Source organism: Allorhizobium borbori (assembly GCF_014196535.1).
Lineage (GTDB): Bacteria > Pseudomonadota > Alphaproteobacteria > Rhizobiales > Rhizobiaceae > Ectorhizobium > Ectorhizobium borbori.
On record NZ_JACIDU010000008.1, the window covers coordinates 205,956 to 232,211 of the forward strand.

Consider the following 26,256-nt stretch of genomic DNA (forward strand, 5'->3'; position numbering starts at 1 on the left):
TCATTTTCCTCGCAGGTCTGAACGCAACATCGGATTTTGCGGCGGTGCGGGATATCACGGAAGGCACTGCACCGCCAAAGATCTTGCTTTCCGTGCCTCACCGGGAGGGCGCAAATCGCGCCCTGGCGAGCATTCCGACAAGATCGGGCGAAACCGCGTCGTCAAAAATCGCCGCATACTGCACCTGCCCCCGAAAATCGACATCTGCAGTGGCATTCGCCGGGAACAGCCTCAAGGACTCGACCGCATCTGCCGGTGCCGCGACACGGCCTTGCACGACGCCATCGACAATGAGCGACATTTGCTTACCGTCACAGGTCAGGGCCACGGTCACGGGCTGATTGTCATCTGCGGTAAGCGGCACGGCGATTTCGCCACCATGACCCGGCACGACGAGAGCACCCGACGCAACCACGAGAAGCGGTCGCTCCAGAGGCCCCCCTGTCGTCAGGAGCGTATGTGCCCGTCTTGTATCCGCGAAGCAAAGGCGAAGCACGATCGAAAAACGCGCAGGCAGCGCCGCGCGGCGCAGATAGCCACTGCCACCAGGGCCGTCCCGGTGAAACGCGAAAGTTCCGAACACCGAGGAAAAGCCAACGATATCAGGGGTCGCACCACCCTGCTCAATATCCTCGCGGCCGGCCAGATCGGTCAGACCGCCCGCCCGGAAATCGTAGAGCGACAAAAGCCGGGCCGTTTCCGGCAAACCGGAAAATGGCAGACGCGGATCGCGATTATCCCGCGCCTTCTGCAAGCCGGCAAGCAGCAGACGGCCTTCCGTCAACACGCCGTTGCGATCCGCATGCGTCCCGTCGAAAGAGTGAACCGGCAGGTTCGCGGCCTCGCCATCCCCCCAGTCGTTGATGGGGTCCATGAACCAGGTGCGCGCCTTGCGCCAGGCAACCCCATGCGCCGACGACAGAAAGGTCAGCGCGGGCGCCCCCAGCATTCTGACCTGCATCTGCGTCATTGCCGCCGAGATGATAACAGGAAAATCGGGCGGTACGGCTTTGAGGTTTGCGCGAACGAAGTCGACATAGGCATCGACGTGCAACGCGTATTCACGTGCCCTCTCCGTCAGGCTGACGGGATCGGATGTGTCCACGTCAGGTCGCGACGACAGATGCGCGGCGGCAATCGGTTCGACCTCGCAGCCAAGGGCAAGCAGCGCAACATAAGCGGAATTCCAGCGGCGAAGCGCCGATTGCAGCAGATTTCCGCGGTTCGCTTCCGCAGGGTCCCATTTTCCGCGCACGAACCCGGTCGACCCCTGTCCACGCGCCACGGCCACGATGGCATCAAGATCCGGTCGTTGCGCCGCAAGGCCGTTCAGAAAGGAAAGCGAAGGGCCAACCGACTCGTTGCCGAATGCCGGGTTTTTGTCGCCGGCGTTGAGAATGCCCGCAGTGATGCCATTGAGCTGTCCGTTGCGGTCAACCTGCAACACCCGTGAGGAAAATCGATCCCCCGCCTGTCTTTGCGCCCAGCCTATCGAATGCGAATTGCCGGTCAACAGGACCAGTCCGACACGACGCGGTCTGGCCGCTTTCGCCATGACTGGCAAAGCTAAAGCCGCCAGCGAAAACGAAAGGAATGTTCTTCTGCACGTCTGCATAGCACTTCCAATTCTGCGGTTGCAGTATTGCACCTATAATCCGCAAGGTGCTTGACCAATGTTGCGACGCAATGTTTATTTGCCGTGCGATCTGCGTCAATGATCGGGAAGCGTACTGACTATGTGCTCGCCCACGGGTAACGAAAAGACAAAGTTTCGTTAAACATCTTCAAAGATTTAGGGAATAGCATGCAATTCATCAACAACCTTAGAGGCGTGGCGATCCTGCTGATCGTCTTTACGCATGCTATTTCGGCGGTTCCCCAGCCTGGCGATGTCGGCTATTTTCTTGACTACGTACTGGGTAACGGCACAGTCGTCTTCATGTTCATTGCCGGGTATCTGTTTTCATCGACCCTCGATGGTTACGAGTACGGGCCCTACCTCAAGAACAAGTTTCTCTCCGTCATACTTCCTTATATTTTCATCGCCACTCCGGCGATCTTGACTTACTTGATTGGGATAAAGAACGGTCATGGCTGGATAGACCTTGAATGGCTGCGCCATAACTTTAATCCCGTAGTACAGTATTTTTATATTCTTGCCATGGGGGCAGCCCTCGGGCCGCTGTGGTTCATTCCCATGGTGGTGCTCTATTTCATCGCTTCCCCGGCTTTCAAGTTTATTACACGCTCGAATTTGCTGATCCCTGCCATTCTCCTCACGACGATCATCGCATTCATCGTCGGTCGCCCGCCGGGCAACAGCAATCCTTTGCAATCCTTCGTGTTCTACCTGCCGTCCTATCTGCTCGGGATCGCTTCACATGTGCACCTGCAAACGCTTCTGAAGCTCAAGCCAATCAGCGGCTGGCTTCTGGCAGGGTATCTGGCGATCTACATCATCTTCTATTTTACTGTGTACGACACGACGATGGTCGACGGCGCAACCAGCACGATGCTTTTCTATCTGCCTTTGACCGTGCTCCTCACCGTCTTCTTCGCACAGTATCTTGACCGCCGAAACGCCATACTCGACATGTTTGCGCGGCTCAGCTTCTTCATATTCTTCATTCACGGATATTTTTCGGCACTCGAGCGCGCCGTGCTGCGTCGCGCGGGCCTTATTACAGCGATCGAAAATCCATTTATCGAAGTCATCGTGATTATCGCGACGTTCCTTGCGATTATCGTCATGAGTCTTGCGGTCTATGTCGTTCTAAAACTCATCACACGTGACAAGAGCCGGTACATTATCGGTGGTTGAGGCGCCGACCCGACTCGGGAAGCCCTTGCTGGAAGGAAATGCAAAATGCAGCTAGACCGGAAACCTTTCTTCCAAGATCTCGGCCGCTTTGGTGACGCACCGGCCCTGATCGTTGCCGACACGGGTGAAACCCTCTCCTACCTGGATCTGGCCGCGCGGGTGGATGCCCGCAAGTCCGATCTTGGCACCACCCGCAAGCTCGTCTTTATCGAGGCCCATAACGACATCGGTTCCATCGTTGATTACCTCGCATGTCTGCAAGGCGGCCATGTCGTCTACCTGCTGGAAGACCTGTCATCGCCCAAGGTGCAGGAACTGGTCGATTTCTACAAGCCGAACATCGTGATCGACGGCCAGCGCTCCGTCCGCACCGTCAACGAAGCACCGATTGTGCTGCATCCCGATCTTGCCGTCCTTTTGTCCACCTCCGGTTCCACCGGTTCGCCGAAATTCGTCAAGCTCTCGGTCCGCAATATCGATTCCAATGCCCGTTCGATTGCCGAATATCTCGAACTGAAATCCGACGAACGCGCCTTCCAGCACCTCAAACCCTTCTATTCCTACGGCTTGTCCATCATCAATTCGCATATTGCCTGCGGCGGCGCGCTGATTCTGACCCAGTTTGCGGTGATGGAAGAAACCTTCTGGCACGAGTTCGACCAACACAAGGCGACCAGTTTTGCCGGTGTGCCCTACACATTCGAGACGCTCAAGCATAGCGGCTTCCGGGCCGAAAAGCACCCGTCACTGCGCTATGCAACCCAGGCCGGCGGCAAGCTGGAAGCAGGTCTCGTGCAGGAGTTTGCAAAAAAGTTCGAGGCAGCAGGCGCTCGCTTCTACGTTATGTACGGTCAGACCGAGGCCGCTCCGCGCATTTCCTATCTGCCGCCTGCACTGGCCGCTGAGTTCCCGGCCTCGATCGGCAAGGCTATCCCCGGCGGTCGTCTCTACCTCATCGATGAGGAAGGCGATGAAATCACCGAGACCGACCGGGAAGGCGAACTCGCCTACGAAGGTCCGAATGTCATGCTCGGCTACGCCACCTCACCCGAGGAACTTGCGACGGATGAAACGCCGGAGCGACTGAAAACGGGCGACCTGGCCGAAATCCGTGATCACGGCCTCTTCTTCATCGTCGGGCGTGCATCCCGTTTCGTGAAGCCTTTCGGCGTTCGCGTCAATCTCGATGAAGTCCAGAGCTATCTGAAGCGCGTGTTCGAGGGTGTCTGCGCGGTCACCGGGGATGATCGCCACATCATCATCGCCATCGAAGAGACGTCGGCAACGACCAATGCCCCGGATATCGCCGGGCTTGCCAAGCGCTTCAACCTGCCGGACCACATCTTCAAGACGAAGAGCTACGAAAAGCTGCCCGTCTTCGCGAGTGGAAAATATGACTATCGCCGCATCCTGCAGGAGGCAAATGCGCCGGAGGAACCGCCGGAAAGCACCTTCATCGGCAAGATATTCAACAGCGTCAAGGAGATCCTTGGCCTGAACCAGCCATCGTGGAACACGATCTCCGAAATCTACGAGACCATGTTGCCGCGAAGTGAAATCACGCCGGCAAAGCGCTTTATCGATCTCGCCGTGGATTCGTTGACCTTCGTGTCCCTGGCCATCGAAATGGAAGAGATGTTCGGTGGCGAACTGCCGGAAAACTGGCAGGAAATGACTGTCGCGGAACTCGAAAAGGCTTATCTCGCCCACGTTGTCGAGGTCGAAAACATTTAAGCCTCGACCAAGGCGGTCGGCAGGCGGAACCGTGGTCGGCACCCGCCTGATGGGCCTTCAATCACGGGTTATATGATCGCCGGTCACACAAATCGGCGGCCGGTCAGCAATGCACTGGCGCGCCGAGAGTGCTCTTCCCAGACTGGATGTTCGCCCGTCCTGGTGCGAGTAATCGGCGGCACCATATTCAATTTTCAATATGACAAACAAATGCCCAGCCCGCCTCGCAGCGGGCCGGCAGAGTGCATCATGCCTTGACGGGGTTCGGCTGAGGAGCCGCCTTCCTCCCGTGACCGATACGAATGAACGGCTGCTCGATGTAGCGATAGGTCAGCGTGGCAATGGCGATCGTGGCTGGAATGCCGATGAAAACGAACGGAAAACCGACAACCCCATAGCGCGACAGCACATGCAGAAGCAGCGGGTGTACGAGATAGACCGAATAGCTGATCGAACCCAGAAGCACGAGGTATCTGTTGCAGATGGCTGGAGAATTGCGGAACAGATAGAAGAAGAAAAAGGTCGCCGCGCCAATGGTCCAGGACGCCACGAAAATCGGAAAATTGACCATTTCACCGAGGCGCGCCACGGGGCGCAGGCCAAAACCGACATAAAGAACAAATACGCAGACCAGCACGAAAACACCGTTCACCAGCCAGAACTGCCGCAGGCTGAACCTGCCCTTCGTATACTCAAGAATGAACAGGCCCCAGCAGCAGGCCAACAGATTGCCGAGACTACCGAGCGGAATGCGCGTGGGATAGACGATGGCAATCGTGGAAACCGTGACTGCGGTCACGAAAGCAACGATCAGCAACTTCTTCGCATGAATGCCGCCGGTCAAGCGCCACCAGATGAAGAGGCCAACATACCAGGTGAATTCGATGACCAGCGTCCACGAACCGCCGACATAATCCTGAAAGCCGACCCAGGCATTGATGAAGACAAGCTGCCCGAGGATAGTCAGCAGCGGTCGCTCGAATGGTATGCCCTCGACATAGGTGAACACCAGGAACGTCATGGCGAACATGAAGAGATAGAGGGGATAGATGCGCAACAGGCGCTTGATCCAGAAGTCTCTCGCGGATTTCGACCGCTCCAGGCTGAAGGGAATGACGAAGCCGCTGACGAGAAAGAAGGCAAAGACCCCGGCCTGCCCGAAATTGGCAATCAGGTTATACGAACCTTTTCCAAGAACATTGATGAAACCGGCATATTCAAGGGTGTGCTGCATCAGCACGAAGACAGCAGCAAGACCGCGAACACAATCGATATAGGCAAAACGAGGAGATGAAGGCTTTGCGTTCTCTGCCATACTTTTGCATTCCTTCCCAGTTTACAAATATCGTGCGTTGCAACAGTCAAGTAAGTCATTGCAATCCCGGCACCCCGAATTTCCGTCAGGCTATAGAAAAACGAGGCCAGTTTCCAGTTCATTTCCTGGGCGTATAGATGAAGTGTGAGAGCATTTGGGCTTGCTCGCAGACAATTTCGATCTAGAAGTTTAGTTCGATATTTGTATGGGCGGCGCAGCATTAAGGCGAAAAACATGCCATGCTGCACCGGCGTCCATCTTAGCAAGCGCAAATGAGTGAATTGCCTGCTGTGGCCTGATCGGGCAAAGTGGCGAAAGCGAAACGTGGTGGAGCAGGAATGAGAATTCTACAGATTGAGTATGCGCGCGCCGTCGCTGCAATTCTGGTGCTTCTTTTTCATGTCGAGGTGACGTTCGCCCGTCCAAAATACATGGGTGAATCGACCCTGCACTTCCTGATCAACGGCGACAGCGGCGTCCAGATCTTCTTTGTTATCAGCGGTTTCGTCATCTATCTCATTCACCATGGCGATCCCGAGGGAAGTCTGGCCAATGTCAGGTCGTTCTTTCACAAGCGCTGGACGCGCGTCCTCATACCATTGTGGATCGTCGCCACCATTCTTTTCGTCACCGCCAAGGCCGGTCTGACGCCGAACGTCGCCGGTTTCATCGATTATCTTGGAATTTACTTCCCTTTCCCGCTCGCCAAGGAAAGGGTCCTGTCCGTTGCCTGGACGCTGCGCCACGAAGTTCTCTTCTACGTCATTTTCGCGGTCTGGATATGGAAGCGCTCCCTTGGATGGTCGCTGCTTTTGGCCTGGTGCGCTCTCGGCCTGATCATCGGTCCGTTCATGGAGCGCGGCACGGCGTTCAAGATTGTATTCAACACCAACAACTTTCTGTTTCTCGCCGGCATCGGGCTCGCCCATATCCATGTCCGCAAGATTGACGTACCCTTCCGGGGACTGGTGGGGGCCGCCGGCATCGGGCTTTTCCTGCTCACCTGCATCGGCCGCAGCGCCTTCGCCACACCCCTTTGGCTGAACAATATCGGCTACGGCATCGGCGCGGCGCTGTTCTTCGTCTGGTTCTTGCGCAAGCCCGTTGGCGAAAGCGCTTTTGTTCTGCTGCTGGCCCAGGCGTCCTATTCCCTGTACCTCATTCACTTCCCGCTTCTTTCGGTCGTGACCCGCGTGCTGGATACGTTCGGCGGCCATGAGTTCTTAGCCGTCCGCCTGGTTTACTTCGCGGTTTCGGTAGTTATTTGCATCGCCGCCTCGATCGTCTTCCACAAATACGTGGAAAAACCGGTTCTCAAGATGTTCCGGTCATCGAAACCGAAAAACAGCGCGATGCCAGCACCTTCCGAGACAACGCGGTGAGGTCCGATGTCGAGCAAGTTACCGTTTCTCGCTTTCCATCCCGATGTATCGCATGTATCATTAGTGATGCTGGCCGGGTCAGGACGGTTCACGTCAAAAGTTGTGACAAGCTGAGGCGAACCTTGGTCAAGAGGCATATCTCTCCATGATTCGGATTTCCAAGAAGAAGGCGGAAACACTTGTAAGCGCCTATCTCATAACGACGTTCATGCTGTTCGCTGTTCGCGACAGTATGTCCGGCGTGATGCGCTATGCGTTTTCATTGGTGCATCTCGATTTTCTGTGGTTCGTCGTGGACGCATTCGCGATGGGCGCCACGATCATCTTCTTCATCCAGCAGTTTTCGCGGCGAAATCCGCTTGGGATCGCGATCTGCCTTTCCTTCGTCTTCTCCCTTGTGGTGAGCGTATTCACGACCAACGACACCATTGGCGGCTTCTTTTCCTCGATCAAGATGTTTCTGCCCCTTCTGGCCGGCATGTCGCTGAGCGGCACCGTGCTGGAAGAACGGAAATGGCCCAACATCATTCTCCACGTCGTGTTTGTGGCGTCGGTGATCGGCCTGATCCTCAACCCCTATATCTCGTATCCATGGGTCGGGCAGACCTTCAACACGCTCGGCGTGGAACGTCAGGCGACGCGCCTTTGGTGGGTGGAAGGCGGCATCGTGCGCTATGGTGGCCTCGCGGGCGACAGTACGATGGCCGGCTATTTCTGCGCGTTCCTCTATATGCTGTTGGCTCGACAGCACAGGCTTCTGGTCAACGTCGTGTCCTGGCCGATCATTTACTGGGCGCTGAACACGTCGACCAGCAAGACCGCCACAGGCGTGTTCTTTATTGCGATCCTGCTTTACCTGTTCCAGTATTTCCTCGGTAACAACGAACGCCGCATCTTCGTCATGCGCAAGGTGGCGCGCTTCTCGTTTCTCTTCATTCTCGTGCCCGTTGTGCTCATCATTTTTACGGCTGGCATGGACCTGACGGAAATCAGTCCAAAGTTGTTCAGCCTTCAGGACCGGATCAACAACACCTGGCAGGAACCCTACATACTGATGGCGGAGATGTTTCCCTGGACCATCTTCACGGGTTGCGGCATGGGATGCATGTGTTATCCGATCTACTATACGTCATATGCCCAGCTCTACATCCCGCTCGACAATTTCTATCTGATGACATTGCTGATGATGGGGCCGTCGACGATTTTCATTCTCATCGCGCAGTACAAGAGCGCCGGCATGTCGCGGGATACCTCCAAGCTCGCCGTGATATTCCTGTTCAATATCTATTCCATTACGGTGCAGTGTTACGGCCCGTCCTTTGCGACGATGATGTTCGGTTACATGTTCAGCGATGTATTCGCCCTCCGCTCCCGAACTGAATTGAGGTTGAAGCCAATCCTGCAGAGGTTCGGTTCATCCGATTCACTCGCTTCGTTCAGGCCGCTGGGGCGACCGGCCGAATAGTTTCGGCCAAACCCGGCATGGCTGAACGGCAACAAACGTTCTCGTTGCTTGCGTTCGGCTTGTACAGCGGGTATCGAGACGGGAAACTTCCTGATGAATTGCTCCCGGCCTGACACATGCTCGCTGGAAACCGAGCGGCGACGGGCTATGGACCGCCCCATGCCGCTGTGATTGGGTAAATCGACTTTTGCGGGGAATATTGCGTGAAGAAAAGACGAATTTACATCAACGGCCGGTTTCTGACGGGCGCGGTGACCGGTGTCGAGCGCTATGCGCGCGAAATCGTGACCCATCTTGACGGACTGCTGGACGCCGATCCCGACTTGAGAAAGTCCTACGACATCGTCCTCCTCATGCCGGGCGTCTGCAAGGACCTTCTGCCGCTCAAGCATATCGAGCAGCGGGCAAGCGGGCCCTTCAACGGCCATCTCTGGGAACAGGTCTGCCTGCCCTGGTTGGCGCGGGACGGCTTCCTGATCAATCTGGCCAACGGCGCGCCCCTCTTCAAGATGCGGCAGTTGCTGGTCATCCATGACGCTGTGATCTACCGCTACCCGCAGTATTTCTCCAAAGCCTACCGCCTCGTCCACATGATCATAGACAAGGTGTGCTCACGCCTGGCCCGCATCGCAACAGTATCGGACTTCTCCAAACGGGAGGTTTCCCGCGTTCTTGGCGTTGCGGAAAACCGCATAACGGTCGTGCCGAACGGCTATGAACACATTCTACGGGTCCAGCCGGACAATACCATCCTCAGGGAGTTCGACCTGCGGCCTGGTTCCTATTTCTTCATCCTCGGCTCGCGGGCACCGCACAAGAATATCGACTTTGCCGTCGATGCCTTCCTCAAGGTGGCGCCACCCGGTCTCAAGCTGGTGGTTTCCGGCGGACAGAATTCGAAGGTTTTCGCGGGCGCGAAGACCGTCGAAGCCTCGAACATCATCTATACCGGGCGCGTCTCCGACGAAGCGATCGCCGCCCTTTACCGCAATGCCTATGCCCTGATCTTCCCCAGCCTGTACGAAGGCTTCGGCATTCCGCCGCTCGAGGCCCTGGCCTGTGGCACACCGATCCTCGTCAGCGACATCGATGTGCTGAAAGAAGTTTTCGGGGCGAGCGCGATCTATTTCAGCCCGCTGGACCGCTCCCACCTGGAGCGGGTGCTGCAGGATGTGATTACCGACCGTTCGATCCTGATGCGGGCTTATGCCAATGCGCCCGATACGCTGTCGCACTTCCGCTGGTCCAGAAGTGCGTCGAAGCTCCTGAATGCCGTCGCCTCGATGATGTGAACGGACCGGCTTCCCGAGCCGGTTTGTTCGTTCCCGCCATTGCCCGAAGGGTGAATTCATGCGCGTAGTCCTTGCCGCCGCACTTTATCCGACGCCCTCCGAGCCCCGCATCATGGGCGGCGCGGAGGTCTTCACCCGGCAGCTTGCCGAGGGGCTGGTCGCGGCGGGTGACGACGTATCGGTGGTGCGCATTGCCCTCGACGGTCACTACAGGCGCGAAGACGCCAACGGGGTCAGCGTTTATTTCGTGCCGATCCGCAATCTCTACCCGCCCTTCGCGCCGAAAACCAACCCGTTGATGCGTATGGCATGGCATGTGATCGACGACCGCTGGCGCGCTCCAAGCGAGCTTGAGGCGATCCTGAAGGATGTGAAGCCGGATATCTTTCACACCCACACATTCAATGGCTTGAGCACCGATATGTGGCATGTGGCCCGGGCGCTCGGCATTCCGGTCGTGCATACGCTCCATGACTATTACCTGATCTGTCCGCGCTGTTCCCGGTTCAAGGACGGCCAGGTCTGCGAAACGAGCTGCGGCTCCTGCCGCTTGCTGACGACCAACCGGCGCGAACGCACCCGCGATCTCGATGCGGTGACGAGCGTCAGTCACCGGACCCTGGCGATCCATCAGCAGGAAGGCATCTTTGCGCCGAACCTGCCGACCCATGTCGTGCACAACGTTGCCAATCCAGCCATTTCGCTTCTGCCGCCGATGCCATATGAAGGCGTGCTCAAAGTCGGCTATATCGGCCGCTTTGCGGAGGAAAAAGGCCTGCACCTGCTTGTCGCAGCGGCGGCCCTCTTGCCGGCCGGCAGCATCGAACTGAAGCTCGCGGGCACCGCGTCACCGGAAGATCAGGAACGGCTTCGCCAGCTTGCCCCGGCGGTCAGCATGGACTTCCTCGGCTTTGTCTCCCCGGTCGATTTCTATGCGCAGGTCCATCTGAGCGTCGCACCTTCGATCTGGGAAGAACCGGCCGGGCTTGTGGTTCTGGATGCGCTGGCGGCTGGCCGACCGGTCATCGGCAGCAACCGCGGCGGCATTTCGGAAGGCGTCGAGGATGGCGTTACCGGCTGGATCGTCCCCCCGGAAGTCGACGCTCTGGCCGGGATATTAAAGCGGCTCATCGAACAACCGAAGCTGCTCGCCGACGCGGAAGCCGCCCTTGTGGACAAGGCCTCGTCGCGGCGCGCATTCTCCGATCTGATCGATGATTATCGTAAGATCTATTCCGATTTGCAGCCCTGATTTTCGCGTACGCTTTTTGCCCGATAGCCCGAGCGGGGCATAAAGCGGCGCAAAAATTCCTTCGTGGATTTTTGCCTGCCGGCCAGCATGGCGCTAAGCCATTGTAAAACAAAGCGCGCCGTATGTCCGCAATGTTCCCTTTGCGGTTTCAAGCTCTATCGACGCCGTCATTTTGCTCCCGGCCCGGATCGCAATGCCATCCTTTCCCCGTCCCATGCCGAAAGGAAAAAAGATGACGGGTGAAATCGAATACATCGCCAAACGCCACCTGAAAGCCGTACTGGGCATCAATGCGGCCGGCATTGCAGGCCTTCAGGGTGTCAACAAATGCCCGAACCTCGTCGCACTCTACGGCGACAGTCTGGTCGCCCAGACCTTCATGGACCCAGGCGTGCGCCTGCGACGGGCCGCCTTCAACAGCATCAATATCGCAAACGCGCTCTCCGGCCAGCGCATGATCTACGTGATGAAACGGGCCGTCTCCGGGTGGCGCAGCGATGAGGTGTTGCAGCGCTTCCTGTCCGATGTCGAGGACGGCTCGCTCGATGCATCGAATGCCGGTACGATCATCTTCACGATGGGCACCAACGACGTGGCCCAGGGCAGCTACACCGATGTGGTAAGCGGCGTGGCCGTGACGCCGGCGAACGTGGCGGATAATGTGGTCGCCAACGCGGCCCGGTTGATCGATACGTGCACGGCGCGCGGTATCCAGTGCATCTTCCGCACGCTGCACGGTTCATCGAATGCCAACGCAGCGCAGATCGCCTTGTTTGAGGATACGAACCGCAAGATTGGCATGCTGCCTTACGGCCGCCGTATGTGGCTTCTGGAAACCCGGGAGCCGCTGCGCGATCCGCTGAACACAACCAATGCGCTCTATGCTTTCCGCGCGGGCCATATGATGAATGACAGCGGGGTGCTCGTTCATGAAGCCGTTCCCGGTGCCGTTGCGGTTGGCAAGCGGCTGGCGGAAATCGTCAGGAAGGCCATTCCTGACCTGCCATCTTTCTACGCAGATGGTGCGGTACGCTATTCATCGAACCTTTCCTCGCAACTTCTGACGTATCCCGATTTTTCCGGCACGACCGGAACGCTGGGAGCTGGCGGCACGCTTGGGTTCAATCCGTCCGGCGGGGCGCTGGCGGGGGTTCCAACCAGTTGGGCGGCCACTCGACGTTCGTCGGATTCGACCACGACCTTCACCATCAATGTCGGCGAGGACATGGCCGGCCGTTACGTGGAATTCGTCATCAATACGACCAATGCGGGGGGCATCTTCTTCCAGTATGAGGTGACATCGGCGGCCGGCAAGGTGCTGGCGGGCGATAATCTGCGTGGCTTCTCGACCGTGGAAATCATGCCGGGCGCCGTCAATCTTGGCGCCGCCGCGCCAGCGATGGAAGTCAATACCGTGAAAACCGGCGTCACCTCCTCGCTCTTCACCCACGGATGCCATCAAACCGGTTCCTACGGCGCCTATCCGTCTTCAGAGCATCTCGTTCTGGAAGACGCGACCGAGGTCGCGACCGTTCCGGCCTATGACAGTATCAACTGGCTGGTTTGCCGGGCGCTGGACGTGAAGTTTACCGGTGCCGGGTCCGCGACGGTTCGCGTTCGCCGGCCCCGCTTCGAAAAGGTTGCGGCCGTGCCGGCGATCGCCGCCTGAGCAGGAAAATCCGCAATACTGACTTGAGCCCTCGACCCTGAACGCCGGTTGGCGCCACATAAAAAACGCATGTGCGAAACGATTTTGCCTCGTCATTGCCGCGAAACTCCGGTTTACTTCCAGAATGTGTTCGCAATTTTTAGCCGCGAGGCCTGTAAAATCAGTATTGCCACCAGATGGAGCATGTCGAATGAACTATTTCAGGATGAGTTTTGCAATTCTGATTTGCATCGCTCCTCTGACTTCCTGCGATGCAGCATCGAGTAGCAATCTGGACGTCACGGTCGAACGGACGGCACTCGCCGAACGCTCAGAACCGATGCTGACGGGCGTTGCGACCCATTTCGGCATTCAGGGCAAGCGGAACTACGTTCCCGCACTCTCGGTCGGTCCCCTGGCGGAACTGGGCGTCGATTCCTATCGCGACGATATTCCGTGGATCGATTACGATCCGGAAGGCAGCGGCAGAAGCGGTACTTTGCCGCCAAGGCTTCTGACCATGCTGATGACGTCCAGGCTCACCCCGCTTCTCATTCCTGGCCATTCCAATCCGAATGTGCCGGAAGGCAATCCTCCGGTGACGGATGCCGGACGAGCCTCGTACGACGCGTTCATTACAGATGTCGTTCAAAAGACCGCATCCTACTCGCCGATGTATGAAATCTGGAACGAATGGAACATCAACGCGGAAGACAGAAGGCCGATGCTGCGCGGCCCCGGTGGGCCGGAAGACAAACGTGCCGCGACCTATTACGCCAAACTCGCGCAGTCGGCGCTGCCGGTGGCAATCAAGGACGCGCCGAAGGCAACGATCCTTTACGGCGCGGTGGGTGACGATCATGACTGGAGCTGGACGAAGGCGATGGTCGACGAACTCAAGCCCGATGCCCGTACGTCGCTTTCCGTGCATCTCTACAACATGTGCTACGACGACCTGAGCAAGCGAACCGCGACCGAGATGATCGACCGGCTCGAAAACCTCCAGAAAACGCTCAATCCCGGAGCGCCGCCTCGGCCTGTCTACGTCACGGAGTTTGGCTGGCCGACCGGCAAGCACCGCTGCAGTGTCACGCCAGAAATGGCCGCCGCCAACATGGCCCAGTTTCTGCTCTGGTCGGCTGCCACGCCGTGGCTCAAGGGTGCCTGGGTCTACGAGTTGAAGGATTCCGGCCGCAACGAGAACGACGTTCAGGATAATTTCGGCCTTTACGACTACGATTTCGTGCCCCATCCCCAGGCCTGTGCAGTTCGCGAGGCCGTACGTTTCCTGAAGGGGGCAAAACGTTTCGAGATCAAGCGTCCCTCGAACGATCTCTTCGTGGTGCAGGTTGATACACCGGATGGCGTGCGGATGGCGGTTTGGACCACATCGCAAAAGCGTGGCATGCGGCTGAGCGTGGCCGGCGATGCGCCGGTGGCTGCAAGGCATTTGTGCAATGGATCGGTCCAGCCATCCGAAGGCGCCTTTAAAATAGGCGATGACCCCGTGATCCTCGATGTGGCAGGCGTCGAACGGGTCGCATTGCATTTTCAGCGAGACGAATAGGGCCGACACAACCCCACTCGGGTAGTGGGACATGGAACCTGAAAATCAGGCTGTTTAGGCGCGTTGATTGAATGTCGTCCCCGATTTAACAATCGCGAGTGTAACTACTCAGTCTAGGTTGCAATTGAGGATTCAATTTTGAATTATTCGAACTGTTTTCAAAATGACATGATTTTTGCATGGTAGTGGAGAGACAGGAAATATACAGTCAGCGCTGCTATCAGCAGTCACATCAATACGCTCAAAGCGGCAGAGTCTTCGGAACATATGAAAATACTTCATGTTTGTGAGAGCATTATCGGCGGAACGGGGTCCTATCTGGCGGAGCTTATTCCTCACCAGGTCCGCAAATACGGCGCGGAGAATGTGGCTCTGCTTATTCCCGATTCGCAGATGGACTATCTTGAAACGTCCATCAGCAACGTCAGCCCCGTCATCATCAATTTCGCGCGGCCAAGACGGCTGGCCGGCGCGTTTCATTTGATCGGCGCGTATCGTCAGGCACTGTTTACGTTCCGTCCGGATGTCGTCCACGCTCACTCTTCGATTGCCGGCCTCGTCGTGCGCTCGCTGCGGACAGCAGGCATGGCAAAGATTGCCTTCTGCCCGCATGGCTGGTCGGTCGATATGAAGAGCGGTCCCGCCATGCGGTTGTTCGCCCAGGTTTCCGAGCGTGTTCTGGCCCTGTTTTCGGACGAGACGATCGTTATCTCGCGTCATGAGTTCGATCGCGGTCGCCAGCTTGGGGTCGGCGAGAGCCGCCTCCACCTCATTCCCAATGGCATTGCCACGGAACCGCCGGATGTCGAGCCTGCCGAATGGAACGATAAACGCCTCAAGGTGCTTTACGCCGGTCGGCTGGACCGCCAGAAGGGCGTCGATATCCTTCTGAAGGCTGTCGTCGGCCTGGAAGACAAGATCAGCGTCCGTCTGGCCGGCGACGTCGCCGTCGGCAGCAACTTCCTGCAGGATGAAATGCCGTCCTGCGTTGAAAAGCTCGGCTGGCTGGATCGCAAGGATGTCATTGCACAGATGAAAAGCTGCGACGTGCTTGTGATGCCGTCACGCTGGGAGGGTTTCGGTCTCGTCGCGGTCGAGGCCATGCGGCTTGCCAAACCGGTTGCCGCATCGGCAGTCGGTGGTCTTCGCGAAGTCATCGGCAATGGCGACTGCGGCTTTCTCTTCCCCCCCGAGGACGACAGGGCGCTGCATGAAGTGCTTGCCGCCCTCGACAAGGAGAAATTGAGGGCGATGGGCGAACGGGCCTATCAACGCTTCCTCTCGGCCTACACGTCCGACCGCATGGTTCGCGAGATCGACGGCGTCTATGTTCATATGATCGGCACAGTCCAGCCCTCAACGGAACGAAGTGCCGTTTGAAAGATACCGACACGCCGTCGTGACCATACGTCCTGCCGTTGTGACTTGCATGAAGACACGGTTTAAGTGAAAACTGGCGAGCACGCCGACGCAGGAGGATTTTGGTTGATACACATGTGGCATCGCTGATGTTGAAGTTGTTTATCAACAAACTGGGCGCACGCACCGCCGCGACGACGGCCATCACAGCTTCGCGAAGCAGGCGACGGATCGATCTTGGGGACGATATTCCGGCCTACTCCATCTATGCGATCGGCGATGTTCACGGCCGACTTGACCTGTTGCTCGCGGCCGAGAAAAAGATCGAAGCCGACTTGAACGAGACCGGTGATCGCGGGCTCATCGTCACCCTAGGCGACCACATCGATCGTGGACCGCACTCGGCCGGAGTCATTTCCCATCTCTTGAAGCCGCTTCCGGACGTCATGCGACGGCTGGCCCTTTGCGGAAATCATGAAGCCGCTTTTCTCGACTTCATGGATGATCCGCTCAGCAATATGTGGTGGCTTGAGTATGGCGGCCGAGACACGCTCCTCTCCTACGGCGTGGACATCGATTACTTCATGTCCAAACGCAAGCTTCTGGCCGAGGATCTTCGCCGGGCAATGCAAGAGTCCGTTCCTGTCGAACATGTCGATTTTCTCAAGGCCATGCCGATTTCGCTGCGCGCAAGCCACTTCGTTTTCGTGCATGCAGGCCTGCGCCCCGGCATCGCGCTCAATGCCCAGACCGACCAGGACATGCTCTGGATCCGGGAGCCGTTTTTGTCTGAAGGCCCCCGGATGGATTACACTGTCATTCACGGACATACGCCGAGCGATGATCTGGACCTTGGACCGAACCGTATCGGAATCGATACGAACGCCGTAACGACAGGGCAATTGACTGTTCTCAAGATCGAGCGCGGGCGGGCCCATCTGCTGGGCTGAGATAAAACAGGCGGCTTCATTGTCCGTTTTCCCGCCGCCAGGCGATATTCTTTCAATATACTTAATTTGGGAAAGCTGAGGATGCCGAGCGGCGGCACCTTTGCTGATCGTTAAAAAATCGTTTACGAACAAATGGATATCCGAACTTCGTCTTTTTTTTGCGAAAATGCCACCCAAATTTTGACAGTTGAAGCGCCGGCACAACCCGAAAAAACGGGTTGAACGCTCAGGTCCTGTGTGTAAGTACATTCGTCAAACAGGAGTGCAGAAAAATGTCTCGTTCATTCTTTGCGCAAGTTGCTGCTGCATCGATTATTGCATCGGCTGGAATTTGTTCTTGGTCGCCCTCAGCGCAGGCGCAGGAGACGGCGCCCGCGCAAGTGACGGCACCCGCGCCGGCCGCCGCACCGCTCGTGCGCAACGAAGGCGAAACCGTCGGCGATTTTCTCGGGCGCCTACAGGCTGCCGATCCGCTGACGCTCTCGGACAAGGTCGCGGCGCTGTTCGTCAACGATCCGACGGTCTTCCCCTACCTTGCCGGCCTCGCAACGAATCCCGAAACGTCGCAAACGCTGATCGTGGAAATTCTCAAGGGCATGACGGTTGCGGCTGATCGGGAACCGGTCAAGCTGGCAGGAAGCGTTTCCGCCTTCGCATTGGCCGACCCCGCCAACACGGCGACGCTGATCAGCATGGCGAGAGAGGCAAATGCCATCCCGCTCGATGAAGTCTTCGGCGAAGGTTTGGCGCTGGCTGCATCGACCCTGAAGACGTCCGGCGATAACATTCTGCTGGCCGCGTCCATTCAGTCGCAGGCCACTTCGCGTGAAGCGCCGGTTGCCCTGTCTGAGGCATTCCTCGACAACCTTCTGCTTACGGCGGCTGGCCGTCAGGCCGGAGGCGCCGGTGCAGGCGGTGCGGCGGACATTACCGGGAACAATCCCTCGCCGCTTCCCACTGGCGGCGTAGGCTCTGCCTTGAACGGCGTGACACAGACGGCTGGCGTAACAGCGCCTTCTGGCGTCAGCTATTTCTCCGCTGCAACCACGAATTTCAGGACGAGCACGAGCCCGACTGAACAACCGTGATGATTTGCGGCATTTACGGCACGTCTGCGCGAAAAGTCTCGCGCAGACCATTATTTTGTTTCAAGTCTTACAAATCTAATATTGCCTTTATGCGGATGCCGATGCGATAAAGTTTACGGGTGGAATGCAGTGCTTTGATCGCAGTGTTCTTCGTTGCGGTGGGCGATAGACTGAAACAACCGTGAATGAGGTGAGACTTGCAACTGCGTCATATATCTGAGAGAGCAAGTGGCATTGCCACTCAACCAGATGAGGCCACTCATTTTGAGCTTGGCGATCTTGATGCCATTTTTGCCGTCATCAACCGGCAATGGCGCATCGTCGCCGTTTGCGTTGTGGTCGCACTCGCCCTCTGCGCCGTTTATCTGGCAACTGCAGTTCCGTCTTTCACCGCCTCGGCAAAAATCCTGATCGACCGCAGTAACGGTCAGGTCGTGGAGCAGCTTTCGACGATCGGCGCCGTTGCCGATGAAGAAGCCTCCGTTCTCAGCCAGGTGGAAGTTCTGAAGTCCGATGCGGTTTCACTCGCCGTCGTGGACAAGCTCAACCTCACGGAAGACCCGGTTTTCAACGCTGACCGGGGTTCGCTGATCGGCAACGCTATCGGTGCGGTTCGTTCCGTATTGAACGTTTCCCGCTGGTTCTCGTCCGACGACGAGACGCAGGCCGTGGATGAGGCCGATCGCAAGCGCCAGCGTGCCGCCGACACTGTTGGAAACAACCTCGACATTTCGCGCGTTGGTCGTACTTATGTGCTCCGTGTCGACTACACGTCGCAGTCGCCGCAGCAGGCCGCAGACATCGCCAATGCACTTGCCGACGCCTATCTGCTCGACAAGCTGAACTCCAAGTATGATGCCACACGTCGCGCCGGCGACTGGCTGAGCGACCGCATTACCGAACTGCGTCAGAAGGCACTCGATTCCGACCTTGCTGTGCAGAAGTTCCGTGCCGAGAACAACCTGATCCAGTCCGGCTCCAACGGCTCCCTCGTATCGGACCAGCAGCTCTCCGAGTTGAACTCGGCCCTCATCGCGGCTCAGTCGGATACGACAAAGGCGCGCGCGCGCCTGCAGCGCATCCAGCAGATCCTCGATACGGGCGAACTGGACGCAGTCGTGACCGACGTGCTCGACAGTTCCGTGGCCAACGAACTGCGCAAGAAGTATCTCGAGGCTTCCAAGCTCGAAGCCGAAATCTCGGCCCGTTTGGGGCGTCAGCACGTACAGGCCATTCGCCTGCGTAACGAAATGCAGGAATACAAGCGCCTGATGTTCGACGAAATCCGTCGCGTGGCGCAGAGTTACAAGAGCGATCTCGATGTCGCCTCCGAGCGCGAGCGTCAGTTGCAGGAAAGCGTGGACCGCGCCAGTGGCGTGTCCAGCAGCGCGAGCCAGACGCAGGTTCAGCTTCGCGAACTTCAGCGTGAGGCAGAAACCTACAAGAACCTCTATCAGACCTTCCTCCAGCGTTATCAGGAAGCAATCCAGCAGCAGTCCTTCCCGGTCACCGAAGCGCGCATTATCTCCAACGCAACGGTTCCGCAGAAAGCCAGCGCGCCCGTCAAGATACTCGTGATTGCCTTCTTCATGTTCATCGGCGGTGCAGCCGGTGTCGCCATCGGCGCCGTGCGGGAGTTCCGCGACCGCTTCTTCCGGACCGGGGAAGAGGTACGCCAGGTGCTTGGCCAGGAGTTCCTTGGCAATGTCATGGAACTTGATGGAAAGGTGGTTTCCAGCAAGACGGTCGACGGCGACTACGACAAGAGCCGCTCCATTCTGAAAACGTCGAGCATAAGCGATTATGTGATCGAATATGCGATGTCGCCGATGGCCGAGACGCTGCGCAATGCCCGTCTTGCCATCGACCTCAGCCTGCCGGGCAAGGAAACACGCGTCATCGGTATCGTGTCCACGCTGCCGGGCGAAGGCAAGTCCACCATCGCGGCCAACCTTGCCGAGTTGCTGGCCAGCCAGGGCGCAAAGACCGTGCTCGTGGATGCCGATATCCGCAATCCGGGTTCGACCCGCGCACTTGGTCGCCACGCCAAACGCGGCATTCTGGAAGTGTTGCTCGAAGGCGTGGACTACCGCGACGTCCTGCTCTTCAACCCGAAGTCCGGTCTGGCGTTCCTGCCCACCGTCGTGAAGCAGCGTGTTTCGCATTCGTCCGAACTGCTCATGTCCGCGCCGATGCGCAAGCTGATCAATGATCTGCGCGCGGACTACGAATACGTGATCGTGGACCTGCCGCCGATTGCGCCGGTGATCGATGCCCGCGCCATCAGTGACAGGCTGGACGGTTTCCTGTTCGTGATCGAATGGGGCAACACTGCCCGCGGCGTCGTACGCAACATCTTCAGCCATGAGCCGCAGATCCGCGAAAAGTGCTTCGGCGTCATCCTCAACCGCGTCGATGCGAAGAAGCTCAAGCTTTACCGCTCCTTCGGCTCAAGCGATTATTACGCATCGCGTTACACGTCTTATTATCACGAGGATAAATAGTTCGACGCGTGAGTTTGCGTACACGATAATAGCTTCGATCGGGACGATGGTGGTACCCGGCCACCATCGTCTTTTCGAATTGTCCTCATCCCGCCCTGAAAATCATTCGGCCAACCGTGACAACACGCAACGCCACAGAACGGTTCATGTCTCTCAAGCATCGTATCAATTTTCCGCTTGCAACCGTGCGAAAGTCTGGCCCGGTCGTGCTGGTGCTGATGGTCGTCGGGCTCGTGGTGTTCATGCTTGGAGACGCCATGCCCCAGACGGCCCGCTACGCGACATTCGTGCGGCTGGCCGGGGATGTTCGCGTGCAAGGCGAAATTTCGGACAACAAACTGGCTGCCGCCCAGGCATATCTCACGCCCATCATTGAACAGCATATTTGCCGCTCCGATATCCTGAAGGCCGGGATGCGCCTTTTGCTGCTCGATCTGGATCGCAAGGCTGCGACCCAGACTGCCGATGAGCGCAAGGAAGCGCTCGGCTTCGCCGAAACCTATATGCGCCACGGAATATCCTGCCTGCCTCAGGATGGGGACGTCTGGTTGCGACTGGCAATGATCCGCCAATTGCAGAACTCGTTTCCGGAAGAGGTGGCAACGCTTGCCAACATGTCCCAGATGATGGCGCCGGCGGATCCCGATGTGCTGGAAGCACGCTTCACCCTCTGGAAAATACTGCCGCCTGATACGCTGGCGCTGACGGTCTCGGCCCGAACCGCGGATGTCAACCTGCTTTGCTCCAAGAAGGGGGCGGGTGTCAGAAGAAATGTGACCGATGTCTGTGCGAAAAAATCACGTTAACCTGGACGCCGAACCGATGCAGGAAACCCGCTGGCCGCGTTTGCGGCTGCTCTCGCCTGACGGTGGCTGGAAAATACTGCTCCGGCAGATGGCGACAATCTTCTTTTGGGTCGTTTTGCTGCTCGCACTTCTGGATTACGGCGCGGTCGGCGCAGAGACCATCGTGGTCAGCGTATCGTTTGCGACGCTGACACTCGTTCTTTCGCTCGCCGTTTGCGGCATGCCGCAATATACGCGGGGCGCCGTGACGACCGCATGCCTGATCATTCTCGGCATGGCCCTGGTCGTTTATCTGCAGACGACACCCCACCCGTCAATCATCGATCCCCATCCCGCCTGGAAAACGGCGAAACTGTTCACGGCCTCACCAATGGACGCCGTCACATCGCTGGCGCCGGCCGATGACCGCTTCGCCCTTCTTGCTGCGACGTTGCCATTTCTGTTTTTCATAACAGGACTGGTGCTCTTCGATACGGACGAGAGGGCCCTGAATGCCCTGCGCATGATCGCCTTGGTTGGCGTCGTGCTGGCCGTCCTGTCGTTGCTCCAGTTCTTGCTTATGCCCGGCACATTGCTTTTCGACAAAAAGCTTTTTTACAAGGACAGCCTGACGGGCATGTTCGTCAACCGCAATACGGCCGCGACATTCTTCGGCATTCTGCTGCTGACGCTGGTGGCCCTGACCTGGCGCAGCTTGCGCCGCCTCGACTGGACGCGCGTTTGGATTTTGACCAACAGCAACATGCCGCTTCACATCGACGATTATATGCGACTGAAAAAAAGTGCGTTCTTCGTGCTGGGGGCGGGTGTCATTTTCGTGGCTCTCCTGCTGACACAGTCGCGTGGCGGCGTCGGCGCCAGTTTCGGCGGCCTGCTTCTGCTCATCCTGCTCATGGCGCTGAAGGACGACATGCGCCCGCGAACCGGTCCACCCACGGTCAGGCGGCAGTGGCTGCGCCGGTCGCTGGTCGCGCTGGTTGCCATCGTGGTTATGCTGGGAGCATTTGGCCTGTTCAGCGGCCAGGTGCTGTTGCGCGCCGCCATTCTTGGCGGAGAGGACGGCCGCTTTTGCGTGATGCCGGGAATACTCGCCCTGATCGGTGACAACATGCCCCGCGGCATTGGCCTTGCCTCGTTCGCGCAGGCCTATGCTCCCTATCACAACCCGGAATGCGGCATCGATGCCGTGCTGGTGAAGGCGCATAATGTTTATCTTGAGGGGTTGGCCACCCTCGGCATCGCTTTCATCCCGCTTATTGCCGTGCCGGTCGTCGGACTGGCGGGGATTTTCGTGCGCGGCATTCTCAAGCGCAAGCGCTACCGTTTCGCAGGTCACCTCGGTCTGGCGACGCTGCTTCTCGTGCTCCTGCATTCGGTGCTGGACTTCTCGTTGCAAATTCCGGGTTTCGCCATGATGTTTGCGGTTCTGCTGGCGCCGCTCGTCACAATCTGCCTGAGACCGAACGCGACCGGCACGAGCGGTAAAACACGCCGTCGACCGCAGCCGGGTCCGTGACGGACCCGGTGGTCAGATGGCCCGCCAGACGGTCGGGTCCTGCGGCGACTGGATCTTGATGAGGCGAAGCTGGGTTGCGAACCAGGGCTTCACGATATTGGTGCGGTTGTCGAGAACCAGGTCGCCACGCGTCGTGCTCACAATCAGCACGGCATGCCCCTCGCCTTCCTCGGTACGGGCAGTGGCAATGCGCAGCGCGCCGGAAGGCCAGCCCGCATCGAGAAGACGCTGGCGCTTGGTCAGCGCATAATCCTCACAATCGCCCTGCTTGCCGCCGATCGCCCAGTTGTCGGTAGCATCGCTTTCGGCCCGATAGGTAATCTGGCCATTTACCTCGACATTAATGCGCTGCATCAGCGCGCGCTTTTCACGCGAGAGGTCCACCTGGGTTTCCTCGCCGCGGCGAACACATTGATCAGCCTGGGCAGCGCAGAAGCCTGCAAAGGAGAAAGGTGCCAGCGTGTCGCGACGCGTCGAGATGAACAGGTTGTTGGGTCGCGATGGCGGAGTGATCTGGCGCATCATGCCCGCACCGCTGAAAGCAGAAGCCGGGACAAGACTGGAGGCAAGCGTGGCAGTCGCCAGCAGGGCCACGGTTGTCATTCTCAGCAGGGCGTTTCTCATCGCATTCCCCTTCGGAAACATTCGCTATGAGCGGACACTACACCTGTGCCGTTTCGAGGCGTTTAAGCGGATATTTCGCATTTTAACGAAACGGCCCAGCCGGTCGCTTTTTTGCTCAACCCGCATTTTCCGGCTGTATCTTCCCGGCCATCAGAACCATGTAGGAACCATTGGCGGTGGCAATCGCGATGGCGGTGACGAGCGACGCCAGGCCCGCGCCCTCAAGGCCCAGAAGGCTGGTCAGCGTGTAGCACAGCACGACCGAAAACAGCACACCACCCATGATGATCCCGGCATAGTGATTGTCCTTCCTGAGGCTCGTCAGGCCTACACTGAAGAGATCGGAGCAGGAACGAACGATGGCGGCAAACAGCATCAGCACGAAGACGAGACGATGTTCGCCAAGCGCCTCCATGCCCATGTAGCGGATCAGGATTTCGCAAACGGCATAGACGGCCACCCCGAGAATGACGGCCATGGCAAGGGTGCGGATGAGATGGCGTCGCATCGCGCCCTGCCATTCGACGGGAGAGCCGTTTGCATGCGCCTTCACCAGCGATGGCAACGCCACCTGAACGACGGCGGTTGCAATCAGCGTCTGCAATGCGTTGGCCAGCGTCCAAAAGAAGGTGTAGACGCCCGTCAGCGCCAGCCCGAGAATGAAGTTAACGATGTAACGGTCCGCATAGGAAATGCCCACCAGGCAGAGATCGCTGAAATAGATGAGCCACGACCTCTTCAACCGCATCCGTATCCAGTCGTAGCGAATGCCTGCCCGGGCGATGGTGCGCAGCGGCCAGTGCCGCAGGCAGAAGAGGAGAACGATGACGGTCGGCACGTAGGAGAGGATCCAGCCGGCAAAGACCCATTCGATGGTGCGGGCAGCCGGAAACAGGATACCGGCGGCGATGACGAAAGGCGCCCAAAGTGCCGAACGGACGAAAATGATGATGTTCGCCTGGATTGGCATTTCCTGCGCAATCAGCGGCAGGTGTACGTCAAGCGCATAGGTCTCGAGCCAGAGCAACACGAGGATCAGCGCGTAAATCGTCGAGAGGTGGAAATCGGTCGCCGACAAGGCGATAAAACCGAGGCCGGTCGCCAGAGCAAGTGACGCCGTGGTAACGAGAAGCCGGCTCTTGACCAGAGTGCCGGCCTCCTCCGGCGGCTTGCCGACGACATCACGCGAGGTGAAGTAGTTCAGACCCCAGCCGACGAGAGCCGGCGTGAAGGTGATCATACCGACGGCAAGCCCGTAAATGCCGGTGGCTTCGAAGCCGAGATATTTGGCGATATAAAAGGACAGGAGGAAACGAAAGACAAGGGTGAACCCGCGAAGGCCGAGGTTCGTCATGCTCTTCGCTACCTTGAGAATCCTCATGCTTTTCTCTCTTCGCTTTCGTCTTGCCGGTCAGACGCCGGAACATTCTTGCACGCAGCAGGCGGCGACTATTCGCCGTTTACCGGGCAAAAATGCCGGCCATGAAGAATTTCATGCAAGCAACGCAGGTTCCGGGCTTGTTGTGCGATGCACAATATACGATGCTTACGGCTCTTAACACGCGTTTTGATGTTTAGAAAGAGTTGAAGGCGCTGCATATCCATCGACAAGCGGGTGGATTGTCTTGCTGCCGCCTTGCCGAAACCAGAGAGTGTGCCATGACCGTCAATGAAAATCCCTGGCAGAAAATCAAGGCCGACATTCAGGCCTATGCCCGCGCCGACAGGGTTCCGGTCAATGCCAAGCTGGTGATCCGCCTGTTTCTGCTCACCCCCGGCTTCCAGTTCGTGCTGGCCCGCCGGATCGGGGAAATCATGGCCGGCATTCCGCTGATCGGACGCCCGCTGCGGCGCGTCTGGTGGTGGCTGACCTGCCTCGTCTTCGGGTCGGAAATCGCCATTGGCGCAACGGTGGGCGGCGGCTTCTACATTCCCCATCCCTACGGCATCGTGGTGGGTGTCTCAACGGTCGGCCGTAACGTTTCCATGTTGCAGAACGCCACAATCGGACGGCGCGGCGCAAACGATGCTACCGATCCGGTGATCGGCGATGATGTCTATATCGGCGCCGGCGCCGTTATTCTCGGCGCGATCACGCTCGGCAAGGGCGCAATGATCGGCGCGAATTCGGTTCTTCTCGCCGATCTTCCGGAGGGCGCAACGGCGGTTGGCATTCCCGCGAAAATCCGCCTCCCGGCACCGCCGGCGGAACCGCCAACGGAGTAACCCCCGAGGCTTCCGGGATGAATGAACCGGACCATCATCGGGAGGCTTCCGCATCGCGGGGACCTGATCGTCCCGCGCAAACACGCCCGTCTCGTCCGGACATCCACTCGGGGGTTTGGCCCTGATGCAGTCTGTCCGGGAGCAGCACCTCGATTTACCCCGTTTCTGGCATTGAGGGTGACGGGCTGAGGTCCGCCGTCGCGTTTGGCGGCGTTCTTGAACTATTGATTTCGGTATTCCTGCCCCTTGCGGGGCGGCCGTCGCCATGCGGTGGCACGGCGACCTTCGTGGAAGACTATCGGAGCATGTTGTAGGCGACATTGGCCATACCGATCTTCACCTTGTCTCTGCCGAGACCGATCGTCCTGATGAAGAGCTTCATCGTGTCCTTTTGCTTGGCGAAGACATGCTCAACGGCAGATCTGATTTTTGATCGCCGCCCGTTTGCCCGCGACATTGCTTCCGGCATGGGTTTGCCCTTCGGCTTTCGCTGGTGGATGTCCGACTTCAGGCCATTTTCTTTCAGCCATTCCTCGTTGGTCTTGGAGCGGTAGGTGCTGTCGGCCCAGACCGTCGAGGCGGTATTGTCCTTGGCGACGACGTTCTTAAAAAGTGTTTAGTCCCGGCATTTGATGGTGCATTATTCAGCCATGAATGGAGGGATGCGCTATGGGTCAAATTCTACACGGGAGCGCCCGCACGACAGA

The 26,256-nt window shown here is 58.1% G+C and carries 20 protein-coding genes; 15 read left to right on the plus strand and 5 right to left on the minus strand.

The genetic code is table 11. From position 1 onward, the window contains the following. Nucleotides 1–97: 97 nt before the first annotated feature. Complete coding sequence (locus GGQ66_RS11845) at nt 98–1,513, minus strand: hypothetical protein (protein ID WP_183792711.1); 1,416 nt, start codon at nt 1,511–1,513, stop codon at nt 98–100. Nucleotides 1,514–1,804: 291 nt separating this feature from the next. Between GGQ66_RS11845 and GGQ66_RS11850 the strand changes: the two genes are divergently transcribed. Together GGQ66_RS11850 and GGQ66_RS11855 are read left to right on the plus strand one after the other, a co-directional pair. After that, nucleotides 1,805–2,821, plus strand: a complete 1,017-nt coding sequence (locus GGQ66_RS11850; protein WP_183792713.1) for an acyltransferase family protein — start codon at nt 1,805–1,807, stop codon at nt 2,819–2,821. A gap of 45 nt (nt 2,822–2,866) precedes the next feature. After that, complete coding sequence (locus GGQ66_RS11855) at nt 2,867–4,555, plus strand: AMP-binding protein (protein ID WP_183792715.1); 1,689 nt, start codon at nt 2,867–2,869, stop codon at nt 4,553–4,555. 247 nt (nt 4,556–4,802) lie between these two features. Here the strand turns inward: GGQ66_RS11855 and GGQ66_RS11860 are convergent, their stop codons facing one another. Next, nucleotides 4,803–5,870 carry an acyltransferase family protein gene (locus GGQ66_RS11860; protein ID WP_183792717.1) on the minus strand — a complete coding sequence of 356 codons (1,068 nt, stop codon included), beginning with the start codon at nt 5,868–5,870 and terminating at the stop codon, nt 4,803–4,805. 338 nt (nt 5,871–6,208) lie between these two features. Between GGQ66_RS11860 and GGQ66_RS11865 the strand changes: the two genes are divergently transcribed. The 12 genes from GGQ66_RS11865 (at nt 6,209) to GGQ66_RS11920 (ending at nt 22,699) form a co-directional block, all read left to right on the plus strand. Further along, a complete protein-coding gene (locus GGQ66_RS11865) occupies nt 6,209–7,252 on the plus strand; it encodes an acyltransferase family protein (RefSeq protein ID WP_183792719.1) in 1,044 nt (347 codons plus the stop codon). A gap of 145 nt (nt 7,253–7,397) precedes the next feature. Then, on the plus strand, nt 7,398–8,717 hold the full coding sequence (locus GGQ66_RS11870) for a hypothetical protein (RefSeq protein WP_183792721.1): 1,320 nt from the start codon (nt 7,398–7,400) through the stop codon (nt 8,715–8,717). A 203-nt stretch (nt 8,718–8,920) separates the two neighbouring features. Next, nucleotides 8,921–10,009 carry a glycosyltransferase family 4 protein gene (locus GGQ66_RS11875; protein ID WP_183792723.1) on the plus strand — a complete coding sequence of 363 codons (1,089 nt, stop codon included), beginning with the start codon at nt 8,921–8,923 and terminating at the stop codon, nt 10,007–10,009. Nucleotides 10,010–10,067: 58 nt separating this feature from the next. Then, complete coding sequence (locus tag GGQ66_RS11880) at nt 10,068–11,261, plus strand: glycosyltransferase family 4 protein (RefSeq protein ID WP_183792725.1); 1,194 nt, start codon at nt 10,068–10,070, stop codon at nt 11,259–11,261. Nucleotides 11,262–11,493: 232 nt separating this feature from the next. Next, a complete protein-coding gene (locus GGQ66_RS11885; protein ID WP_183792727.1) occupies nt 11,494–12,930 on the plus strand; it encodes an SGNH/GDSL hydrolase family protein in 1,437 nt (478 codons plus the stop codon). A 190-nt stretch (nt 12,931–13,120) separates the two neighbouring features. Beyond that, entirely contained in the window at nt 13,121–14,476 is a 1,356-nt protein-coding gene (locus GGQ66_RS11890) for a glycoside hydrolase 5 family protein (RefSeq protein ID WP_183792729.1), read from the plus strand. Nucleotides 14,477–14,743: 267 nt separating this feature from the next. Next, nucleotides 14,744–15,856, plus strand: a complete 1,113-nt coding sequence (locus GGQ66_RS11895; RefSeq protein WP_183792731.1) for a glycosyltransferase family 4 protein — start codon at nt 14,744–14,746, stop codon at nt 15,854–15,856. Nucleotides 15,857–15,984: 128 nt separating this feature from the next. Further along, a complete protein-coding gene (locus GGQ66_RS11900; protein ID WP_183792733.1) occupies nt 15,985–16,785 on the plus strand; it encodes a metallophosphoesterase in 801 nt (266 codons plus the stop codon). Nucleotides 16,786–17,165: 380 nt separating this feature from the next. Then, the gene (locus GGQ66_RS11905) at nt 17,166–17,873 is read left to right on the plus strand and encodes a hypothetical protein (protein WP_183792735.1); all 708 of its coding nucleotides are present in this window, start codon (nt 17,166–17,168) and stop codon (nt 17,871–17,873) included. Between the two features lie 233 nt (nt 17,874–18,106). Next, nucleotides 18,107–20,377, plus strand: coding sequence for a GNVR domain-containing protein (locus tag GGQ66_RS11910; protein ID WP_183792770.1), 2,271 nt, complete (start codon nt 18,107–18,109; stop codon nt 20,375–20,377). Nucleotides 20,378–20,523: 146 nt separating this feature from the next. After that, nucleotides 20,524–21,183 carry an SAM domain-containing protein gene (locus GGQ66_RS11915; protein WP_183792737.1) on the plus strand — a complete coding sequence of 220 codons (660 nt, stop codon included), beginning with the start codon at nt 20,524–20,526 and terminating at the stop codon, nt 21,181–21,183. Further along, on the plus strand, nt 21,158–22,699 hold the full coding sequence (locus GGQ66_RS11920; RefSeq protein ID WP_183792739.1) for an O-antigen ligase family protein: 1,542 nt from the start codon (nt 21,158–21,160) through the stop codon (nt 22,697–22,699). The genes GGQ66_RS11915 and GGQ66_RS11920 overlap by 26 nt, the downstream gene beginning before the upstream one ends. A 12-nt stretch (nt 22,700–22,711) precedes the next feature. Here the strand turns inward: GGQ66_RS11920 and GGQ66_RS11925 are convergent, their stop codons facing one another. Beyond that, nucleotides 22,712–23,323: a transglutaminase-like cysteine peptidase gene (locus GGQ66_RS11925; protein WP_237358888.1), complete on the minus strand. Its 612-nt coding sequence runs from the start codon at nt 23,321–23,323 to the stop codon at nt 22,712–22,714. Between the two features lie 115 nt (nt 23,324–23,438). Then, nucleotides 23,439–24,704 (minus strand): lipopolysaccharide biosynthesis protein, encoded by a 1,266-nt coding sequence (locus tag GGQ66_RS11930; RefSeq protein WP_183792743.1) that lies wholly within the window; start codon nt 24,702–24,704, stop codon nt 23,439–23,441. Nucleotides 24,705–24,982: 278 nt separating this feature from the next. On the opposite strand from GGQ66_RS11930, the gene epsC reads away from it, so the two are divergent. After that, nucleotides 24,983–25,549 carry a serine O-acetyltransferase EpsC gene (epsC, locus tag GGQ66_RS11935; RefSeq protein ID WP_183792745.1) on the plus strand — a complete coding sequence of 189 codons (567 nt, stop codon included), beginning with the start codon at nt 24,983–24,985 and terminating at the stop codon, nt 25,547–25,549. A gap of 295 nt (nt 25,550–25,844) precedes the next feature. Here epsC and GGQ66_RS23375 read toward each other — a convergent pair whose 3' ends face one another. Next, nucleotides 25,845–26,075 carry a hypothetical protein gene (locus GGQ66_RS23375; RefSeq protein WP_370686341.1) on the minus strand — a complete coding sequence of 77 codons (231 nt, stop codon included), beginning with the start codon at nt 26,073–26,075 and terminating at the stop codon, nt 25,845–25,847. Nucleotides 26,076–26,256: the final 181 nt, after the last annotated feature.

What these genes read in the sequence shown, in the direction of transcription:
- GGQ66_RS11850 (WP_183792713.1), top strand. Translation starts at nt 1,805, where the DNA reads ATGCAATTCATCAACAACCTTAGAGGCGTGGCGATCCTGCTGATCGTC.
- GGQ66_RS11855 (WP_183792715.1), top strand. Translation starts at nt 2,867, where the DNA reads ATGCAGCTAGACCGGAAACCTTTCTTCCAAGATCTCGGCCGCTTTGGT.
- GGQ66_RS11860 (WP_183792717.1), bottom strand. Translation starts at nt 5,870, where the DNA reads ATGGCAGAGAACGCAAAGCCTTCATCTCCTCGTTTTGCCTATATCGAT.
- GGQ66_RS11865 (WP_183792719.1), top strand. Translation starts at nt 6,209, where the DNA reads ATGAGAATTCTACAGATTGAGTATGCGCGCGCCGTCGCTGCAATTCTG.
- GGQ66_RS11870 (WP_183792721.1), top strand. Translation starts at nt 7,398, where the DNA reads ATGATTCGGATTTCCAAGAAGAAGGCGGAAACACTTGTAAGCGCCTAT.
- GGQ66_RS11880 (WP_183792725.1), top strand. Translation starts at nt 10,068, where the DNA reads ATGCGCGTAGTCCTTGCCGCCGCACTTTATCCGACGCCCTCCGAGCCC.
- GGQ66_RS11885 (WP_183792727.1), top strand. Translation starts at nt 11,494, where the DNA reads ATGACGGGTGAAATCGAATACATCGCCAAACGCCACCTGAAAGCCGTA.
- GGQ66_RS11890 (WP_183792729.1), top strand. Translation starts at nt 13,121, where the DNA reads ATGAACTATTTCAGGATGAGTTTTGCAATTCTGATTTGCATCGCTCCT.
- GGQ66_RS11895 (WP_183792731.1), top strand. Translation starts at nt 14,744, where the DNA reads ATGAAAATACTTCATGTTTGTGAGAGCATTATCGGCGGAACGGGGTCC.
- GGQ66_RS11900 (WP_183792733.1), top strand. Translation starts at nt 15,985, where the DNA reads ATGTTGAAGTTGTTTATCAACAAACTGGGCGCACGCACCGCCGCGACG.
- GGQ66_RS11915 (WP_183792737.1), top strand. Translation starts at nt 20,524, where the DNA reads ATGTCTCTCAAGCATCGTATCAATTTTCCGCTTGCAACCGTGCGAAAG.
- GGQ66_RS11920 (WP_183792739.1), top strand. Translation starts at nt 21,158, where the DNA reads ATGTCTGTGCGAAAAAATCACGTTAACCTGGACGCCGAACCGATGCAG.
- GGQ66_RS11925 (WP_237358888.1), bottom strand. Translation starts at nt 23,323, where the DNA reads ATGAGAAACGCCCTGCTGAGAATGACAACCGTGGCCCTGCTGGCGACT.
- GGQ66_RS11930 (WP_183792743.1), bottom strand. Translation starts at nt 24,704, where the DNA reads ATGAGGATTCTCAAGGTAGCGAAGAGCATGACGAACCTCGGCCTTCGC.
- epsC (WP_183792745.1), top strand. Translation starts at nt 24,983, where the DNA reads ATGACCGTCAATGAAAATCCCTGGCAGAAAATCAAGGCCGACATTCAG.